The sequence below is a fragment of the Ruminococcus sp. J1101004sp1_RTP21198st1_B9_RTP21198_201120 genome, assembly GCF_040924245.1.
GTDB lineage: Bacteria > Bacillota > Clostridia > Lachnospirales > Lachnospiraceae > Blautia_A > Blautia_A faecis.
Genome location: NZ_JBCOMI010000034.1, coordinates 1 through 18,187, shown reverse-complemented (window position 1 = coordinate 18,187; position 18,187 = coordinate 1). Strand labels below are relative to the sequence as shown.

Here is an 18,187-nt window from a genome sequence, read left to right as displayed (position 1 = left end):
ATAACCTCCATTGTCCCGGTTTTCCTCTTTATCCGGAACAGAAAACATTGTATGTATGCTTCAGGTGAAAAAATATCATACCTTCTCAGGAAATACCAGTACCCTGAAGACTTAATGAACACTTTATAAAAAATTGACCGGGACTTATCATACATTTAACATAGTACATCGAATATTAAGTAACTGCCATATTGACTTATCTGATTTTTCATCTGCTGCGTTGTCGTCAGTCGCCGTAGCCACCGCTACGCCTCCTTCCTCCGCCTTGCATATGAAGAAATCATTCTACGTCAATATGGCAGAAACTTAATTTTCGATGTACTAGCAGTTCAAAGGTGTATTTCCTGCTATATACTATGTCTGATAAATCCCGGTCAGGATTTTTTCCGTTTAATCGTATTTTTCAAAAAATTCCATCATCTTATGCTGATACAGTTCCGGATCTGCATAGGCACTGCACAGATGCCGAGCTCCCGGTATGATCACCAGTTCCTTCTCTGCCCTGCAGAGCATATAGTTCTGAAAAGAGTTATTGGGATATACATAGGTGTCCTTCTCTCCATGGAAAAAGAGAACCGGTCTTTTATTTTTTTTCATGGCTTCTGTAGTGTCTGCATCTTTCATATGAAATCCAGCCACAAGAGAACAGAACCAGTCCAGTTCCATCAGAAGCAACGGAATATGATGCAGGTGAAACCAGTTAGCTGCCATATCACGCATCTGCCTTTCCATAGACTGAAAACCGCAGTCCGCAATCAGGCCTTTCACCTCCGGTGGAAGTGTATGTCCTGATGCCATCAGCACAGAAGCTGCACCCATGGACTGTCCGTACAGGTAAATCGGAAGCTTCTCTTTGTTTCGTTCAGCCATATATACTGCCCATTGCTGCACATCCCATTGTTCCTTTGCTCCAAAAGTAATATATTTTCCCTCGCTGTCACCGCAGCAGCGATGCTCTATAAACAGGACATCACACTGATGCTCATGCAGATATTTCGCCATAAACGACAACGTGCCAAACCGGCTGCCACGATATCCATGACTTAATATGACGATCCGTTTCGCAGCTTCAACAGGAAGATATAATGCATGTAGTTTTAATCCGTCAATACTTTTGATATAACAGTCCTGCATTTTCTGTTCAAAGCACCATGCCTTACTCTCATTATATTCTCTGGCATAACCGTTCTGTGGATGATTTTCCCTGATATGAGACAGTTCAAACCATTTCTTTCTTTCCTTTTTCTGCTCTCCTCTTTTGCAGCGGACCACCATGTTAAAAAAGCGCCATCCCACCTCCAGGGATCCCAGAAAAACAGCCGCCAGTATTGCGAACAGCTTAATAATTTTTTTCTTCATCATGATTTCCTCCGCAGTTCACATTTTGAATAAGAATCCTGCCCGTAAAACTTCAGTTGTATTGGACAGCTTTAAGGTCTTTTGCCATAGACTCATTATAAGCATATTGTCGCTAAATAGGCAATGAGATTTTTCCATACTGGACAGTTACCTTTATATTTTTGGGAAATGTTCCTGCTTTCAATACCCACAACTTTATTTATTCAAATTCCCTCACCTATATCACCCGAATCCTCACCCTCGCCCCGTCCGGTATTTTTCTCATCTGCCAGCCGATTGATGAACCGGCACCGCGGTTGTCTTTGTCTTCTAAGTGCACCACATTTGCACCGGCACCGCCTTCACGGAATACAGCCATTGGCCACTCGTCGCGGTCAAACCAGCTATTTCTTTCCACATTCTTAAGGGATTTTTTTCTTCTTTCGTCAGTTCCATTTCTGTCCAGGGTCACATATTCTGAAAAGCCCATTTTTTGCGCTCTCTTTATATGTTCTGCGGTCTGGGGATACTTTCGGGAATCAACCACGACCACATAATATTCCGATCCAGGCCTTCCAATACAGCCCTGTGCAGGCTCTGTAGTTCTGCTGATTTTATTCAGCTTTCTCATGTACTCTCCCAGAACATGTTTCGCATCGTCAGCCAGATCTGCCAAGCTCATGCATAATCCAGTCCACTCTTCCGTCAGTTCCTCACCCCATTTTTTGCACTCATAGCACAATTCACCAAGTGTTTCTGACTGGTTTCTGTTTTCTTCCCGTTCTTCTGATCTCCACTTTTCTCTTTCAACTGCAGCTATCATTTCGTTAATATCAAAACATACATGGGCTTTGAGGTCATGAATTTCTTTTGAAACTTCATCCATAATATCCATTGCCTCATCCACTGCTTTTATTGTCGCATTCACATCACTCATAACCTCACCTCCCATCTGTACCGCCAATATGCAGCAGCCACCACTTTATCCAGCCCTACTTTTCAAAAACTCTCTAAATATCCCTCAGCTTTGCAATAAGACAACCAATATAATCAATAGATTCATCCAGATCCAGAAGCAGGGAATTGCAGGAACTGCAATAAGCCTGGATCAAGCCTTTCAGGTGTTCGTATTGTGGATCCTGCCAGTTTTCTCCCTGATTCGCAGTTTCGCTTCCAAGAATATCGTATAATGCTTCCAGTTCATCTCTCTTTGCCTGCAGGGTTTCCATGAACAGCTCCAATGAATCCACATCATGTACTAAAACTCTTGCTCCTGCCATTCCCGTGCCTCCTCCAGCTCTGCCAGCTTACTCTCTATTGTCACAAAAAAATCAGTTACTTCATATAACATTTCAGCCATACGGTTAATTCCGCTTTCCAGCGGTTCAATGTAGTCCCTTTCAACCTCTTTGGATTTCTTATCATCCCATTCACTGGAAGTCTGGTTCCATCGTGCCAGCTGATTCCGCACCTCACTGCAATCGTACATCACCCTGCCCTCTTCTTATAACCGCCTGCAGTAATTGTATTGCTGATAAACAGAGGATGGGGAAATATCTCCGCATTTTTTCCACCGATCACGGGTTCGTTGGTATTGCATACCAAAGTATAATTGGTCAGGTAGCCTAACACTCTCGTTGTATACTGATCCGTATCACGGTTCAGAAGATCATAAATAACTTTTACAGCAACAAGTGTTACAAACTCAATGTCCGTCGCAGTTCCCGGTTCAAAATTCAACTTTTTCCCGTCCTCATCAACTGCAAAGTAATGCTGATGGGATGCAGGTCTTTCATCTGAAATCAGCCCGCCAAAAGCATCCCTGTAAAGCGGCATGTCCATATCCGGAGCCCAGTAAAAAATCTCGCCAGCATGTGCCCGTTGCCAGCATCCAGTAGCCACAAATGGAACCTTCAGTACCTCTGCCAGCTCATTGGCCTCCGCAGATGACTCCCTGTTGTCACCACATCCAACCACAATCCCATCCTGAAATCCATCAAGTATCTCCGGGGGAATCTCCTGGAGATATCCCCGGAAGGTATGTACTTCTGCATAAGGATTAATATTGTGAATCGCATCTGCTACAGCGTCAACCTTATATCTTCCAAGGTCCCGGAAGCCCAGCTGATGTCTGCAGATATTATGGATTTCCAGGGTATCTCCATCGATCAGGATAAAATGTCCCACTCCTGCCCTGGCAAGTTCAAGGGCGATCAAGGCACCAACAGAACCACAGCCTACGATCAGCGCAGTCTTATCACTCATTACTGAAGATTCAAGAAGTCCTGTGTTCCTTGAAAAAAGCCTTGTAACCATATCAAACACAGTCACTGCAACATGAGACCGCTTTTTATCTGTTCTATAAAAAATCCAGTCATGATTCATATAAGTTCCAAAGTAATCATACCCTTCAATCTCCACCTCCGGATTCAAAAGCCTTCGAAAATGCTCATTGCTTACAAGCAATCCGTGTGAAGTATACATGGCCTGAGCATCTGTCGGTTTCTCATTCTCAGCTTTTAGGAAAGCAAAATACCTGGTTGTTTCCTGGCATGCAATTCCAAGGATCCCGCCTTCATAGTCAGAATCTTCGATCACCTGGGAACTCAGGCTCAAATGAAAATGCTTTTCAACAGGACCGCCAAAAAAGGAATTCGCAAGATCACTGTCAAACTCTACAGTTCCTTCCACTTCAGCAGATTCAAATCCGCCTTCCATTAATTCGGTCCTTGCTTTATCAAGTGCGTATTCCAGCACTTCGCATTTCCTAACAGGTCCATATTCTACGGGCACAACCTCTCTAAGCAGTTCCTCAAGAATCTGACTGAAACCAGAATTCTTTTCCCCCTGCACACTTTCTCCCATCCTCTTTTCTATTTCGGTTCTTTTGATCATTTCCCACACCTCCCAATCTATCCGTCCGGCAATCAGCAGACATTCTGGACATCCGCCTGCATCTGTGCTTTCCTCATCTTTAAGGTTTCGCCATCAGCAAGTTCCAGATAATCCGTACCGCAAAAATACGCATCCCCAATCTCTACCTTCGGAGTAAAATACTCTCCAGTTCCCTCCCTATCCAGGTAATAACAGGTAAGCCTGGCTTCTGGAACAAAATTTAGTAAAAAGGAAAGGGTTCCATTCCCGATTGCCTTTGCATAGGCATCATTTGCCCTGTTATCATCCTGGGAAAATACCTGCAAATTCTTAGGATGCCTGTGCCAAAGTCCCAGAAGCATTAAATCATGTTTATATATTCTGGCCAGCACCGGATACAAATGATTTTGATAGTCCACATCCATTTCATGATGAACCGCGCTGTGGATTGTCTGCATTCCAGGATCTGTTGCTTCAACCACATACCAGGTATCCACTTTATAAATGCCAAGCAGAATCCCTCCCGTTTCAAGAGGATCTCTGGAAAGCGCCTCTGCAAGAATCGAAGTGTATGCTCTATCGCTGATCACAATTTTTCTGCATCTCTTACAGAAATCTGAAGAATAGCCAAATCTGTTTCTTTTTTTACTTCTTTTAAAAACACTGATTTTTCTCTCAGATATATACTTTATGATCTCTGCTATTTTATCCTTCCATCTCATCAAATCATTCTTTTGTTCCAAAGCTGCAGCCTCCTCTGATTTCTATATTACCCCTTCTTTTTGAAAATTCCCCCATATTACAGGATCAAGAAGCCCCAGCTCAAAGGCGTTGATCCAGCGAAGCGCATATCGAAGGGAAGTTGCTGCCGATGTAATACCCCTAGCAGAAGATCCATCCACTGATACATAGGCACTATCAGTTGAACAAAGATACAGCGCACCTCTTTCATCCTTAAGCAAATGCGGAATCACCTTCGGCGATACATTCGGTGACCGATTTACAATTTCCTGAAGATCTTCCAATGTAGGGTTTAGTAAATATGCCTTTACACTAGTTCCACAAACTGCCTGCGGGTGATTGGCATCATACACAAGATAAATCTCATATACTCTGCAGTCCCGCTTCTCTCTCCCTGCAATTATAGGCTGACATCTGACACACCAGCAGGCTCTTCCATCTGCCAAAGTACCCAGCACCGCTTTATCACCCTGAAAATCGTACATTGCCGCTCTTTCAGCATCCAATAACTGAGGATATCTTTCATACCACTGTTCCATTTTTTCCTCCTTTTTAACAAATTTCATTTGCAGGAACTGCCAACGGAGCCCATGGAACTACTGGTCTTCTTGTCAGCGGATCCGTTTTCCCATTTCCTATTCGTTCAAATATAGTCCCCTCCGGATCCATGCTTATAGGCTTACCTGATGTCAATATCTCTCTCATTTTCTGAATTTCCGGATCTCCGCTTACTGTTGTAAAAGGTACATATTTTGCTTTCATGTTCTTGTCTCCTTTTCATTTTATTTATATTTCACACCGTTTCCAATGCTTTCTATACTTATGGATGCTGCAGCTCATATAATCTCCACTGTTATTTCTAATTTCCATAAAAATTTTCCAACCCTGTCTATAAGATAATTTCAGGTCTGTATAAGATCACCTTTCCCATTTTCTCTGTGTCTTTGTTGTAGTAATATGCTTTTACTGCGTCCCTGCCTGGCACATTGAACTCGCCGCCAGTAAGGTGAGTGCTGTCTGACATGGCACACCTGAGATTCTCCATATCGCCCACAGCCGTGATCCGGATGGGTGCATATCCTGGAAAATATGCCATACTGCTTCTCATGGATTTATAAGATCTGCAATATGCAATTGTTACACCCTCGTGACGTTCTGTACGATCCAGTACTTTCTTAAGCAGATCTACATTAGGATTGCTCCGGATTGATCCAACGGACTGTGCAAACTCTGAGTATTTATCCGGTTCCATAAATACATTGACACAGAATTCTCCAGACATATCCTCTATCTGACGTGCAAGCTCTTCTAACTGCTCCTGGATGGTTTTATGGCAAAATACCTCTGGCTTGTCTCCATACACCTGGTAAACGTCTTTGTCATAACCGAAAATATGCAGTCTGGCGCCATTTCTTTTCCACCGATCCACCCAGATAAACAGAGATGTCAGCATAGACCGAAGCACTCTGTCGTCCGCGCCGGAAAGGATCATATTTTTCAGCATTTCTGCTCTCAAAGAAACTTCTGTATCATCATGGATCGTGTCAACGTCATAGTCCCAGTCTCTGTGAAGCGTGATGGATGCTCCAATCCTCAATACACCATCCCGTTTTCTGGGGCAGGAAACAGACTTTGCATGACGTTTTAACAGGACACTGCTGCCAGTTCCATTCATTGCACTAATAATTTCAATAAAAGCAACAATTACCTCAGGGGAAGCATAATAGCACTGCACAACCGAATTATCTGCCTCACTTTGGCCCATATAGGAATTGTATACAGTCTGTCCCTTCTTCAGCAAAGCGGACCTCTGAATTCCAGAGTTCTCTCTTCCAGTGTCTGCGCATCTTTCTGCCAGCATGCTTCTTGCTGCATTCTGTGGGGTTTTAAATACAAATCTTGAGGTAAAATAATCCTTAAGGCTGGAAGAAAATCCATTTCTCGGATTGTCACTTACGGCTCTCTGACTGGAAAGCACAACATGAATCCCATAGGTAGCTCCTTTTCGCACAAGCTCCGTCATATATGCAGCGCAAGAGGAACCATCAAATAACGACTGAAACTCATCGATCAAAATGATAATACGAGGCATGGCTGGCATTAAATTCCCATAGCTTCTATTAGTCTCACGATAATTTTCATATTTCTGTATGATCCTACCAGTGGCGTCTTCCAGCTCTTCGAACCACCTCTGTCTTTTCTGCATTTCTGCCACATAATAGCCCAGAAAAGATAGCATTGCATCCGGGTCCTCATCATTCACTACCGCATCAATAGACTTCAGATTGCCTTTCGCATAAACATTAAAATCGGCTCCATCCTTAAAATCACCAATTCCAATCCGAACTTCATCTGGAGAGTACTTGGCCAGTGTCTGAAAAATGATCGTATGCAGAAGGCTGCTTTTTCCAACCCGCACATCTCCGATTATCAGTCCATACGGTCTTTCTGATGACAATGTGAATATTGCCTGCCGGCCATTCTCATCAATTCCGAAAGGAATTACAATTTCCTTTTCCGAGCTCTTTTTCTGCCAGCTGTTCTCATCAGGAAGTGCCGATCCAATTGGCAGCACTTTTGATTCTTCTGCATAAGTCTGAAGTCTGCCTGAAATTGAAGCCAGTTTTTTCGCTGAAATCTGATCCTTTAAGGCAATATATGTATGGGTTCCAATTTTCGCCAAATGATTTGTCACATTTAAGGGAATCATGTTCTGATTCAGGTCAGACAGGAATCCAGTCAGCACACGGTCATTTCCATAATCACATAATACCTGCGCGCAAATCACATACACGCCAGCATTGTTTCCATTATTTATGATCCGCAGCATCTGCGAAAAACACTTTTGCGGCACATTTGCCCCAACCTCATTGATAAAAATGAATTTTTTCTTTCTCTTTAATGCAGCTGTACGGTTAAAGTCATCGATGGTTGCAAATTTGTCTCCCAGACATTTCTCATAAGTATCTGTGATCCATTTCTCAATTTCACCAAGTCCTGCTTCTACCTGCGGCTCTGAATTCCATATATGCACAGAAGAAAATTCTTTTAGGGACTGCAGCTGGCGGTACGTACTTCCCAATCCTATGGTGTCTGCGAAATATACTTCCGCATTCTCACAGGCATACAGGATTTCAACAGCCATAGAGCAAAAGACAGCCCCTATATTTTCTGTTCCCTCATGTGTAAGGAAAAAATTTTCCTTCATCTCATCCATTTTTACCGGAAAAGAGATCTGGGATTTCTCAATTGTCACACAGCTCACCTCCCTCAATATACTGTTCCGGAATGCTTCCGCATGTTCCTGGACAAAATATCCTGTCCCAAGCTCTATTTCTTTCTGACCAAAAATACCTCTTTCCTGCTGAAGTCTCGCAATTCCTTCTGAAAATACACTCATCAGACGCATAAGCATATCATTTATCTCCACAGGAATCTGCCTTAGCTTTTCATCCCGCCGCCTTGCTTCCACTTCCATTCTGCCTGATAATGCCAATCCGTATTCCGCTCTTTCCTTCTCAACATCCTGGCACGTCATAAGCATCTCACTATATGCAAATACAGCATCCCTCAACTGAATAATCTCCATATAAAGCTTCTTGCGGAATGGCCTTACAGCTGCCCCCACAACATTACTTGCTGCCGGTGGAACAAATGCATCATCAAGCTCTCTTACTTTTTTTTCAAATTCTTTTACCCCATTATTCAATTTCTCCAGCAACATTTCCGGAGTATCTATAGAACTATAAACAGAATTTTCATTGCACACTTTGCTATATTTCTGCTCCATCCTGTGAAAATGGGGATCTTCAATGCGATCCAGCAGTGCTTTCACATGAACAACTGCCCAGTTTGCTGCCTCTTTTCTTTTCGCGCTCTTACTCTGGCACCTCTCTTCCGCACGATTTCTGGCATCTGTCAGATAAGTTTCCTGGCGGCTGTATTCTCCCTTAACCGCATCCTGCTGATTTCGGCCCAGCTGGATCATTTTTTCCATTTCTTCTGCTGCCACTTCCATAAACTGGGAAAATCGAACAACATCCCCTAATGACTCCACATAGCCTTTTCCCATATCATCCTCCGACGAACAATAAAGCAGTTATTGTCACAGCAATGCCGCAATAAAGAGTATGCCAAAAAAGATTTTGAGGAACTCCCATAAGATCTTCGCTATCCAAATAAAAACTCCTGCCAAAGCTTGCAGACCTGCTACAGCCATACTCACAAGCATGACTCCTGCCAATGCGCTTAATACAGAGAAGAAATAGGTGCCCAGATCGTAATCCCGCTCTTCCGCACAACATGCCCCGTATAATGCGCATCCTGAAACTGAGCTTACAATAAGTGCATAAGGTCCCACCCATGCCCAGACCGAAGCCCAGAAGCTGCTTGCCTCTTCTGCCGTTCCAAACAGCAGTTCCCCGATCAGCAGATAACTTCCAATACCGAGCAGCACGGAAAAAATTATAGAAATCGTCCAGAAAGCTCCCACTCGCAGCTTACTTATCTGATGTTCTGCCGGGTTATAGGATGGATCACCGTATGCCCTGGAAACAGCCGGACTCTCTGTTATGGCTCCTTCATTTGATACAGGTTTGCTGTGGATCGTTCCATCATTCTCGATATAATAGTTTGCTCCCATAGTTTTGCCTCCTTATATTTACTCATTTATTATCCAAATTCCGGATAAGGTCTTTTCCTATTTCTCCCCGGAAAATGAAGGATACCTATATGATGTTTCCTGGCTTAAAATCTCCACAATAATTTCATCTGCTTTCCCGCCTTTCTCTTTTGGATGATGTAAGTATGGCATATAGGTGGTAGGTGGGGCAGTTATAAAAAGGGGGGATTTGGTTTTATTTTGGTGGTTATTTGGCTGTCGTTTAGTATATAGGCGTATAAAAAAGAGGTACCAGAGACAAATATCTCTGATACCTCAGGTAGCACTATTGGTATTCTATTTCAGGTCTGACATTATGAACAATAATTGGGCCGCCACTTTTTTGTTAATTAACTTAACTGGATGATCTTGAACAGCTTTTATTTTTTCTATTAATCCTGTCGGATCAAGATTCATTTCCTCTATAATATTCTTGCAATACTTCGAAAAACAGCCAGGATATAAGGCAAGGTGCCGGAAACAGCTATTAATTTCCCCATTGGATGGTTCCAATATTTCCCCAGTCCTTCCATATTCTGCAAGTGCTGTCCGGAGCACTGTCTCGAATACATCTTTTCGAAACCAGGAAACCTCATGCTTCTTTATTACACCAAGTGCAGAAAGATTCCCAAACACATCCAAATACTTTATTCTGGCTTCATAAGATATATTGTCTAAAATACCATTCAAAATAAACTTTTGATACTTAGCCCATTTAGCTTCTTCTATATCATAGCGTAGATCAGAAGCAATTTTATAACGAAGCAGCCATGATCCTATTTCCAAAATACATATTGCAATAATATCCGATCCAGATTTTTTCCGACTTATCATCTTATCTGCACAGCTATATGGAGCATCCTGGTATCCAAGTATTGCTGCCGCAAGCATAGAACAATCAACACTTCCGCTTGTTTCTATGGCATCTTGACTAATAGTGCACACAGTCTTTTTTACATAAATTTGTTGTTCTGTCAACTTCTTTGAATCCAATATCATTCTGATCATACTTACATTTATAAAATCATCAAAAAACACGGGAAGCGCTTCCTTTATATACGGTTCCCCAACCTTACAATGCCAGATACAATAAAACGCTAAAGTCGCTATCTTATCTTTAAACTCCTTTTCTCTTTCCCCCGACAGTTCCTCAGTTCTTCGAATAGCAACCTTAATAAACGCCTCATTGCCATGCTGATCATTTAAATTTAATAATTCGCATAAATCTTTCTCTTTTGAGCTAAATAACCTCCACTTGTTTTCATCCTGGATAAGCAGTTCAATCAGTTGTTTCCGTTCATTTTCATCAAAGTTGACTCCTGGAATAATAGCAATCTCAATAAGACGCGCAACATAATAAATCCCACTGGTTGAATCCTTTTCTTCTTCAGATAATTCAAACAGAGTCGTTATTATATCATCCCTTAATTCTATATCAATTATAGCGATAATCATATATATCTGATTCCAAAAGTCATCTTTCTCCCGAATATGCTCTTCTATATAATCAAATTTATTTCTTCTTCGCATTTCCCTTGAAAAATTATTCGTGGATATGCAATAAGCCACAAGATAGGCCTGGTACTGTCTGTGAACAAAGTCAAATCCGTCTGTGCTTCTGCTCATCAAATGACTATGGCAAATATAAGAAATAAATTCATCAATACTTTTTTCGTCTTCCGGCCATTCCTGTTGAAAATACCGTTTCAACTCCTTTCTGGACTGAAGAATATATTTCTTTAGATTCTCCAAACTGACTATAATCTTATCATTTTCAGAAGCAGCCATTTGATAGGCTACCTGGGACAGCTGTCTCATCACGTCCTCATAATTATAGCGTGAAATATTTCCCCAGCTCAACCAAAGCTCTATTGAGCGCCCATAAATTTGGGCATAATTAGATGGCAGATAACTATCATAACTGCTGATCATTAACAGGCTCGCTAACTCCAAAGGATTGGATATCAAATTTTCTACATTTACATTCTTGTATACTGGAATAAGAAAATCCCTATCAACATCAAGTTTTTTTCGTCCACTTATATTATTTAAAGCGGTATACCATTTTTTTGCAAACGCTCTTACCGTATGATTTCCCAATTCTCTGATAACATATTTCCGTCCTGACAGCCTGACTCTGCTTCCCTCCCTTTTTATTATTCCGTTCGCATTTTCCATATATTCCCGATAGCGCGAGGATAAATAACATTTACTTCCAGAAGAAAAAACATCCAGCCCGGTTAAAAAGTTTTTTCGAAAATCATAGCTGGAAAATTCCTCCACACTATCTGCTATATATATTTTTCTTTTTACAGATTTCAAAAAATCTTCCAGATCAAAATCCAGTTCTTCCTCTTTTATCATATTGTTTATTATGTCTGCTATAACTTTCTTAAAGCCAGAACTGCTTGCTACATCAGGATAATCTTGTTCATCCAGTTCTCTCACACTGATAAAAAAAGGGCAGGCTCCTTCATTTTTATCAACTTTAAGCAAACCACAGATTTCTTCTATAGCATCCCTGTTTTCAAATTTCCTATTATTTTCTCCAAATAATTCAACATAATATCGGTATGCATGGGACAGACCAATCATTTTAAGCAGAGTTGTTTTTCCCCCTCCTGGAGCAGACAAATACCATTCCCAGTTTAATTCTGTAACTTCTGTCTGTATTAATTTGGTCAATCGTTCTGTTATAGACTCTGAATCGAGTATATCTTTGTGTATTTCATCTAGTACGTCTTTGCTTCTTTCCTCTCTCTCCATCTCCACTACTGGCAAATACGTATATACATCCTGCAATCTAATTTCCGTTCCTCCCGACATCATCGCAGCCGGGATGGAAAAGGCGTCATATGATCCGCAAAATTCGATTACTTTGCGTAAATAGATTTCCAATACCTCTTCATTACTTACCATGTCCCCTTTTCTGAACCTCCAATACTGCGGCTGATCTGCCCTCAAGCTTCTGAGAAACTGCACATTCCAGCCAGTTAATATATTTTTGAGTGTCCTCAATCATATTACGGTTGGTATATACGTTTTCTCCATAATATTTGAGGAAAATTTTTGCAATTGCATCCTGAATCAGCAATTTTTCATCCGTGCTGCATTCAATATCAGACCATCTGGCCTTCATATATTCACAGCAGACTTCTGCCCAGACATATCGGATTTCATCTTTATCCAGCCCATTTGTGTTATATATTCTAATACCTCTGTTATCAACACCCCCTGTATGCAGCGCCAAAGAAGAAGCCAGTACTATTACCGTATATCTGTGCTGAGCGGGAATTTCATCTAACATTCGAATCACACCAGTTTTGTAATCTTTTCTTGAAAGGTATCGCAACACCAGTCTTGCCGCAAGGTGATACGCATACACAGATGAAGTAAACTTTAACCGATCTATCTGGCATTCCATCAATGCAACATTTGTAAAAAAAAGTTCTCCTAAAGATTTAGCTTCTTCATTCTCGTCAGGAAACACCCTATTAAACTTTCTGTCATTTTCACTTCTAATTTGCTCGATACAATCCTGCACTAAACGAAGCACGTCCGTATTATAAAATGATAACCCCTGGTCATCTTTTGTTGAGCATAAATACTTATATGCAATCTCTTCATAAACTCTTTTGTATTGCTCAATATTACTAACAAAGTCCATGGCATCGCAGTAACGAATCTGATTTTCATTCCCAGAAAACTGTCTGGGATCATAGCGAAGCATCATCTGTTCAATTATTCTTTCTACTAATAACCAGATTCCCTCATTTACCTGATGTTCTTTGATCACCCACACAATGATTCCCGGTGTACAAACCAGCTCCCGCATATAGGGGTTGCTGATTATATATTCATACAGTTCCTCTACATTAAAATTCCGATAATTACCGTCATAACTTTTCAGATAGTTTAAAAGGACTTTTTTATCTTCAATGATATTTTTGTTCGATATTGTATACTTTCTGTACCCAGGAAAATTAATCTGCCAGAACAGCGGTCTTACGGTCATTATGATTCTTGAGCCGCTGCCATACGTCAGATCAGACTGAAACTCGTACAGTTTTTTTATTAGGACAGTTCTGTAGTCCATCCTAAGTTCATCCAGACCGTCCACAAGCAGAATCAGTTTTTTTTTTAAATTGTAACTCTCGATTAAGTTTCTGAAATCCTCCTCCTTAATCCACTGATCAATAAGAATCCCATTGAACCCTGACAAGGTATCATAAATCCATTTTACGCAGTCTGGTTTAATATTGTTTGTTTTGGAATTACCTGATCCATCCAAACTTTCTATATCTATATTTTTGCATTCTAAATAAAGGAAAAAGGAATCATCCTCAATCCCATGAAATCGTTTAATTGCTTCATACTTTTCTTTCTCTTTTTCTGACAGATTTTCCCGATATTGGTAAGTAGCAGCCAGCAAAATACTTCTCAGAAATGTGGTTTTGCCATATCCGTTCGGTGCCTCGATCAAAATATTTTTGTTACGGGGGGCCGCGTTATTTATGTTCCACTTGCAGTTCTGGCCAAGTTCCTGCAGCAAAGGAATTTGATATACATCTCCAAGTTTTGCCTGAATTTCACCAAATCTATTTGCACTATCTTTCTGTGCCGAAAGCTCCTCATAACGATCCCAATATAAATCCATTATCATCTTTTCGTTCTTTGGAATTTTTGAGCTTTTCGGTAAGATTAAAATGTAGGCACCACTATTTCCACTAATTAAAGTCTTACTTTCATTCCGGATTATGATCTTAGCAGGATCTTTCTCATCCCCCTTATTACATGGTATCTCGTGGGCATTTAAACACTTTCTGATTTCCGAAATGGCAGCGACAACAGGGGATTTTTCACCATAGGAGGCAATGCCAAGTGCGTTTTCCAGTTCTGTTACTGTACACCATTTTCCTTCTTTCTCCAGTAACATTAAAAAAACAGTTCTCGCCCGCTTTGACATCATATCTTTAAGAGCAAAACTTTTATCTGGCTCTTCAGAAAAAACTATTTTCCCATTTTCCACATCATAATAGATTTTTCCCTCAATATCCAAATATCTCATCTGCTGTATCTCCCTTTTCCCTCTTATAACCTTACAGAACCATATTTCTACCAAAGAACCACCAAAGCACTACCATTTTCAACTTTTTTGTTACTGATTCCACTACCGCTTCTATAAGAAAATTCAATTATCAAAAGAAGCGGAGGTATTCAAAATGAAATCAAATTCAGCTTATATAAAAAGTCCAGCCCAGATCACCCTTGAACAGATCCTTCACCAGCTTAAGGATTCCGAATTGCACATAAGCCACTTGCAGAAAGACCCAGCCTATACTGTTCTTTATCAGGATTTCTCTGAAGCCCTGGCAGCTGTGATCAATAATATTGTTCATGAGCATTCCACCCATAACCTGATCAACTCAGTGGCCCTTTCCTGCTCTTCCCAATATTACAACGATTTAAAAGAGTATGACACCTTATTTGAAGTAATATCCGAAACGCTCATTGGTCTTTATAAGCCTATTACCAAGGCTTACAAAGTGAAGGATCCTAACGCAGATAAAATCCATATTATTGACAACACTGGAAGGATCCGTATAGATACCTTTCAGGATAAAGAACCTGAACTTTTTGTTTGCACACTCAGAAAATATATCCAGAATAATATTATTCTCGGCCTGGCAAGACATTGCAAAATAACTTCCCGGCACGTTGAGCCTGACATGACCAACGCCCCAATAGAAGAAGATACCTTTCACAAGATTGAGTCCATAAAATATAACAAAATTAACATCGAAAATAGCTTTGACCTTGAAAATACAATTGCCTCAAAGCTTTCCTATACACCAGACTTATGCTCTAAACTGATCACTTCCGTAATAGAACGCTTTGGAAAAAGAAAACCTGTAGCGGCTTATATTTATCTGCTTGTTATGCTGGAGAAATACGATGTCAAAAAGGTCATCGGTTGTCTGAAAACCACAACTGATTTCAACACACTTTTTCACAATCTGTTTCGCCAACTGGAAGAAGCATATCCAGTAGACCTTCATACTTATGACAACGTGATTTTTAATGCTGATAAATATCTTGATTCCTTTAAATCCATTTCCGGGACTTCTAAAAAGATTGTCCAAAACACCCGCAGAGGCCGTATCGACCGCCTTGCAACAGAGACCCGGAAAACTGTATACAACCTTTCCTCTTTTAAGGATGCCCGAAAAGACTATGTATGTTTTAGTAAGGACAGCAGAGTTTTCTGTTTATAAATGTCGTTTTCTTATTTTGTTATATTATCTGAATAATTATTGTTTTTACTGTATTTGTAGCTCAAATAATTAGTTTTATTGTACCTTATACAACTAAAAATGTCCATGTTTCAAAAATTATTTTAACACAAAGATGGGGCAGCCCCAAAGGACTGCCTTGTGAACTTCCAGTAATTTTCCTCCTAAAACTCGCACCACAGCCGCAGCTGTGGTGCATTCCTTGTTTATTCCTTTGTTTCTCTCTCAGTTTCTTCCACATTCAGGAAGTTCATTATCTCCTCATAAGATCGTCCACTCTTTACAATTGCTGACAGGATTTCATCCTTTCTTATCGCATCCCGTTTGTCCAAAAGCTCTTTCAAAACTGCGGTTGCATGGTCATATCTTTTCTTCGCTGCGATCACATCCGCTTCCGCTTTTTCAATCTTTTCATCCAGGGCTTCCCTGCTCGTTTTTCTTGTTCTTGCCATCTTTTTCTCCTCTCTACTCCGCCTTTTTTAATTCTTTACTCAGCTCGGATGCATAGTATTTTATGTGATTCGCATCCAGACCAAACGCATTTAATATCGTTTTCTGATTAGCTGTTACTGCATGATCCAGTCTGTATACATTATCCAGTTGACGTACCATTTCTATCTTTTCAAGTTCCTTTAAGGCTACTGGAACTGTCATATAATTCGGTTTCTTTTCCAGGTTTTTCATCTCTTCTTTCAGCTTCGTATACATCCTACAGCGCAGTATCATCGCCACAAACTCAACAAATATCTTAGCCCTTGCCGACTCTTCTGAATATACCCAGATGCTCTTATTTCCAAGATAGGATTTATCCCCACGGAATAGTTTCTCTGATGTATCACGGCTCTTATACAGCTCGATTGCTTCCTTTGCACTCATCTTTTCCGATGTGATTATACAGAAATATCCTGCCAGATCCAGTTCCCTTTCCACTACACTGCAGCGCTCTTCCGGCAGTACAAATGCCTGTGTTTTTTCATCATAATGAAGATTAAAATACTTTTCAAACCCTGGCCCGAATTCTTTTACTTTATTCTGATATTTCTTAAGGTACAATGTCATCTGGTTGAGCCTGTTTTCAATCCCAGCACGCTCTGCACTTTCTTTGGAAATGCTGTGGTACAGGTGAAAATACCGTTCTTTTTTATCACCCGCATAAAGCCTGTGCTTCACGGTCTTCCCATATACTCCATACTCATAGATGTTATTCACGCGCTTACTTTCAAAAGTTCCCTTATGCTGCAAAACCAGTTCATTCACCAGCGAAGCCATTCCCTTCACCATGATCACGAAGCTGTACCCGCATTTATCCATATATTGTATGTTTTCACAGCTGAAATAACCCCTGTCCAAAATAAAGCCAATCTTCTTATAACCATATCCAAAAGCTTTGTCCAACATGAACTGAAGCTGTGAGATATCGTTCAGACTTCCGGGATATTTCTCATAAAATAATGGTTCCTGGTTATGTGTATCATATGCAACCGCATAGTTAAATACAGGCTGTCCTACATCTACTTTTGGATGTCCGAATTCCACCATTTCAATGTCTCCAGCCTGGCAGTTTTTGTTCGTGGAATCGTAGGAAATATATATTTTTTCAAGATGGTTTCTGGTCTCATTCCATGAGTTTAAGACCCCAATACTCTGGTCATCTGTTACGGAATTCAGGAAATCTGAGACAGTAGAATCGCTGTATTGTTTCATCCCATTTGTAAAAAGAGGATGGTTATATATATAGTCTGGATAGTACTGTGCCGCATTGTTTTCTGCAATGATTGAGTATACTGCCAGATCCAGAAAAAGCCCCAGGTCACGCTGTTCAAAATACCCGCCAAGGAGCTCGGCCAGGTTGTATTCTTCTATAATTTTACGCAATACAAAATATGCTCCCACGCGCAGGCAGCTGCTTCTGGATGTCCTGTTTTTTGTCTCTGGAAGCTCTGCATCAGGAAAATATTTTAGGAAATTTTGATTTGGCTGCATCAGTTCCGGGTCTGTTTCAGACAGCTTTCCTATCGTTACTCTTTTTGGAAAAGTATACTGCCTTACCGGATCATAGATCCGGTCATATTCATACTCAATATATACAACATCTTTCTTTTTTCTACGTGTAATCTTCCCCCGTACGAATGGTATTTTTACTAAAAAATCCAGATACATTAGGCTCCTCCTTTTAGGCGGTAATCCACCTAAAATAATTAGGTCATATATCCCGGTCTCCTGCAAGCAGAACCCGCAGAAAATCGGGATTTTTTCAATTTTTTATTCTTTTAATTTTGTT

The 18,187-nt window shown here is 40.7% G+C and carries 15 protein-coding genes; 1 reads left to right on the top strand and 14 read right to left on the bottom strand.

Annotation, left to right across the window (positions count from 1 at the left end; all coding sequences use genetic code 11):
* Positions 1–390 precede the first annotated feature (390 nt).
* The 12 genes from AB5618_RS17935 to AB5618_RS17880 all read right to left on the bottom strand — a co-directional run bounded on the left by AB5618_RS17935 (position 391) and on the right by AB5618_RS17880 (position 14,681).
* Positions 391–1,362, bottom strand: a complete 972-nt coding sequence (locus AB5618_RS17935) for an alpha/beta hydrolase (RefSeq protein ID WP_368366946.1) — start codon at positions 1,360–1,362, stop codon at positions 391–393.
* Positions 1,363–1,576: 214 nt separating this feature from the next.
* Positions 1,577–2,275: a NucA/NucB deoxyribonuclease domain-containing protein gene (locus AB5618_RS17930; protein WP_368366945.1), complete on the bottom strand. Its 699-nt coding sequence runs from the start codon at positions 2,273–2,275 to the stop codon at positions 1,577–1,579.
* Positions 2,276–2,348: 73 nt separating this feature from the next.
* Positions 2,349–2,618 (bottom strand): hypothetical protein, encoded by a 270-nt coding sequence (locus tag AB5618_RS17925; protein ID WP_295309779.1) that lies wholly within the window; start codon positions 2,616–2,618, stop codon positions 2,349–2,351.
* On the bottom strand, positions 2,597–2,827 hold the full coding sequence (locus AB5618_RS17920; protein ID WP_368366944.1) for a hypothetical protein: 231 nt from the start codon (positions 2,825–2,827) through the stop codon (positions 2,597–2,599). The genes AB5618_RS17925 and AB5618_RS17920 overlap by 22 nt, the downstream gene beginning before the upstream one ends.
* Positions 2,827–4,233 carry a ThiF family adenylyltransferase gene (locus tag AB5618_RS17915; RefSeq protein ID WP_368366943.1) on the bottom strand — a complete coding sequence of 469 codons (1,407 nt, stop codon included), beginning with the start codon at positions 4,231–4,233 and terminating at the stop codon, positions 2,827–2,829. The genes AB5618_RS17920 and AB5618_RS17915 overlap by 1 nt, the downstream gene beginning before the upstream one ends.
* 32 nt (positions 4,234–4,265) lie before the next feature.
* The gene (locus AB5618_RS17910; RefSeq protein ID WP_368366942.1) at positions 4,266–4,955 is read right to left on the bottom strand and encodes a Mov34/MPN/PAD-1 family protein; all 690 of its coding nucleotides are present in this window, start codon (positions 4,953–4,955) and stop codon (positions 4,266–4,268) included.
* A 21-nt stretch (positions 4,956–4,976) separates the two neighbouring features.
* Complete coding sequence (locus AB5618_RS17905; RefSeq protein ID WP_368366941.1) at positions 4,977–5,492, bottom strand: hypothetical protein; 516 nt, start codon at positions 5,490–5,492, stop codon at positions 4,977–4,979.
* Positions 5,493–5,505: 13 nt separating this feature from the next.
* Positions 5,506–5,715 carry a hypothetical protein gene (locus AB5618_RS17900; RefSeq protein WP_368366940.1) on the bottom strand — a complete coding sequence of 70 codons (210 nt, stop codon included), beginning with the start codon at positions 5,713–5,715 and terminating at the stop codon, positions 5,506–5,508.
* 127 nt (positions 5,716–5,842) lie between these two features.
* Positions 5,843–9,025, bottom strand: coding sequence for an FtsK/SpoIIIE domain-containing protein (locus tag AB5618_RS17895; protein ID WP_368366939.1), 3,183 nt, complete (start codon positions 9,023–9,025; stop codon positions 5,843–5,845).
* 33 nt (positions 9,026–9,058) lie between these two features.
* Positions 9,059–9,595 carry a hypothetical protein gene (locus AB5618_RS17890; RefSeq protein ID WP_173772989.1) on the bottom strand — a complete coding sequence of 179 codons (537 nt, stop codon included), beginning with the start codon at positions 9,593–9,595 and terminating at the stop codon, positions 9,059–9,061.
* Between the two features lie 315 nt (positions 9,596–9,910).
* Positions 9,911–12,532, bottom strand: coding sequence for an NACHT domain-containing NTPase (locus tag AB5618_RS17885; protein WP_173772988.1), 2,622 nt, complete (start codon positions 12,530–12,532; stop codon positions 9,911–9,913).
* Positions 12,522–14,681 (bottom strand): NACHT domain-containing NTPase, encoded by a 2,160-nt coding sequence (locus AB5618_RS17880; RefSeq protein ID WP_173772987.1) that lies wholly within the window; start codon positions 14,679–14,681, stop codon positions 12,522–12,524. The genes AB5618_RS17885 and AB5618_RS17880 overlap by 11 nt, the downstream gene beginning before the upstream one ends.
* Before the next feature lie 154 nt (positions 14,682–14,835).
* Here AB5618_RS17880 and AB5618_RS17875 point away from each other — a divergent pair, with 154 nt between their 5' ends.
* Complete coding sequence (locus tag AB5618_RS17875; RefSeq protein ID WP_173772986.1) at positions 14,836–15,888, top strand: hypothetical protein; 1,053 nt, start codon at positions 14,836–14,838, stop codon at positions 15,886–15,888.
* 224 nt (positions 15,889–16,112) lie between these two features.
* Here AB5618_RS17875 and AB5618_RS17870 read toward each other — a convergent pair whose 3' ends face one another.
* On the bottom strand, positions 16,113–16,358 hold the full coding sequence (locus tag AB5618_RS17870; RefSeq protein WP_233455969.1) for a hypothetical protein: 246 nt from the start codon (positions 16,356–16,358) through the stop codon (positions 16,113–16,115).
* A 13-nt stretch (positions 16,359–16,371) separates the two neighbouring features.
* Positions 16,372–18,066 carry a transposase gene (locus AB5618_RS17865; RefSeq protein ID WP_233455968.1) on the bottom strand — a complete coding sequence of 565 codons (1,695 nt, stop codon included), beginning with the start codon at positions 18,064–18,066 and terminating at the stop codon, positions 16,372–16,374.
* Positions 18,067–18,187 lie beyond the last annotated feature (121 nt).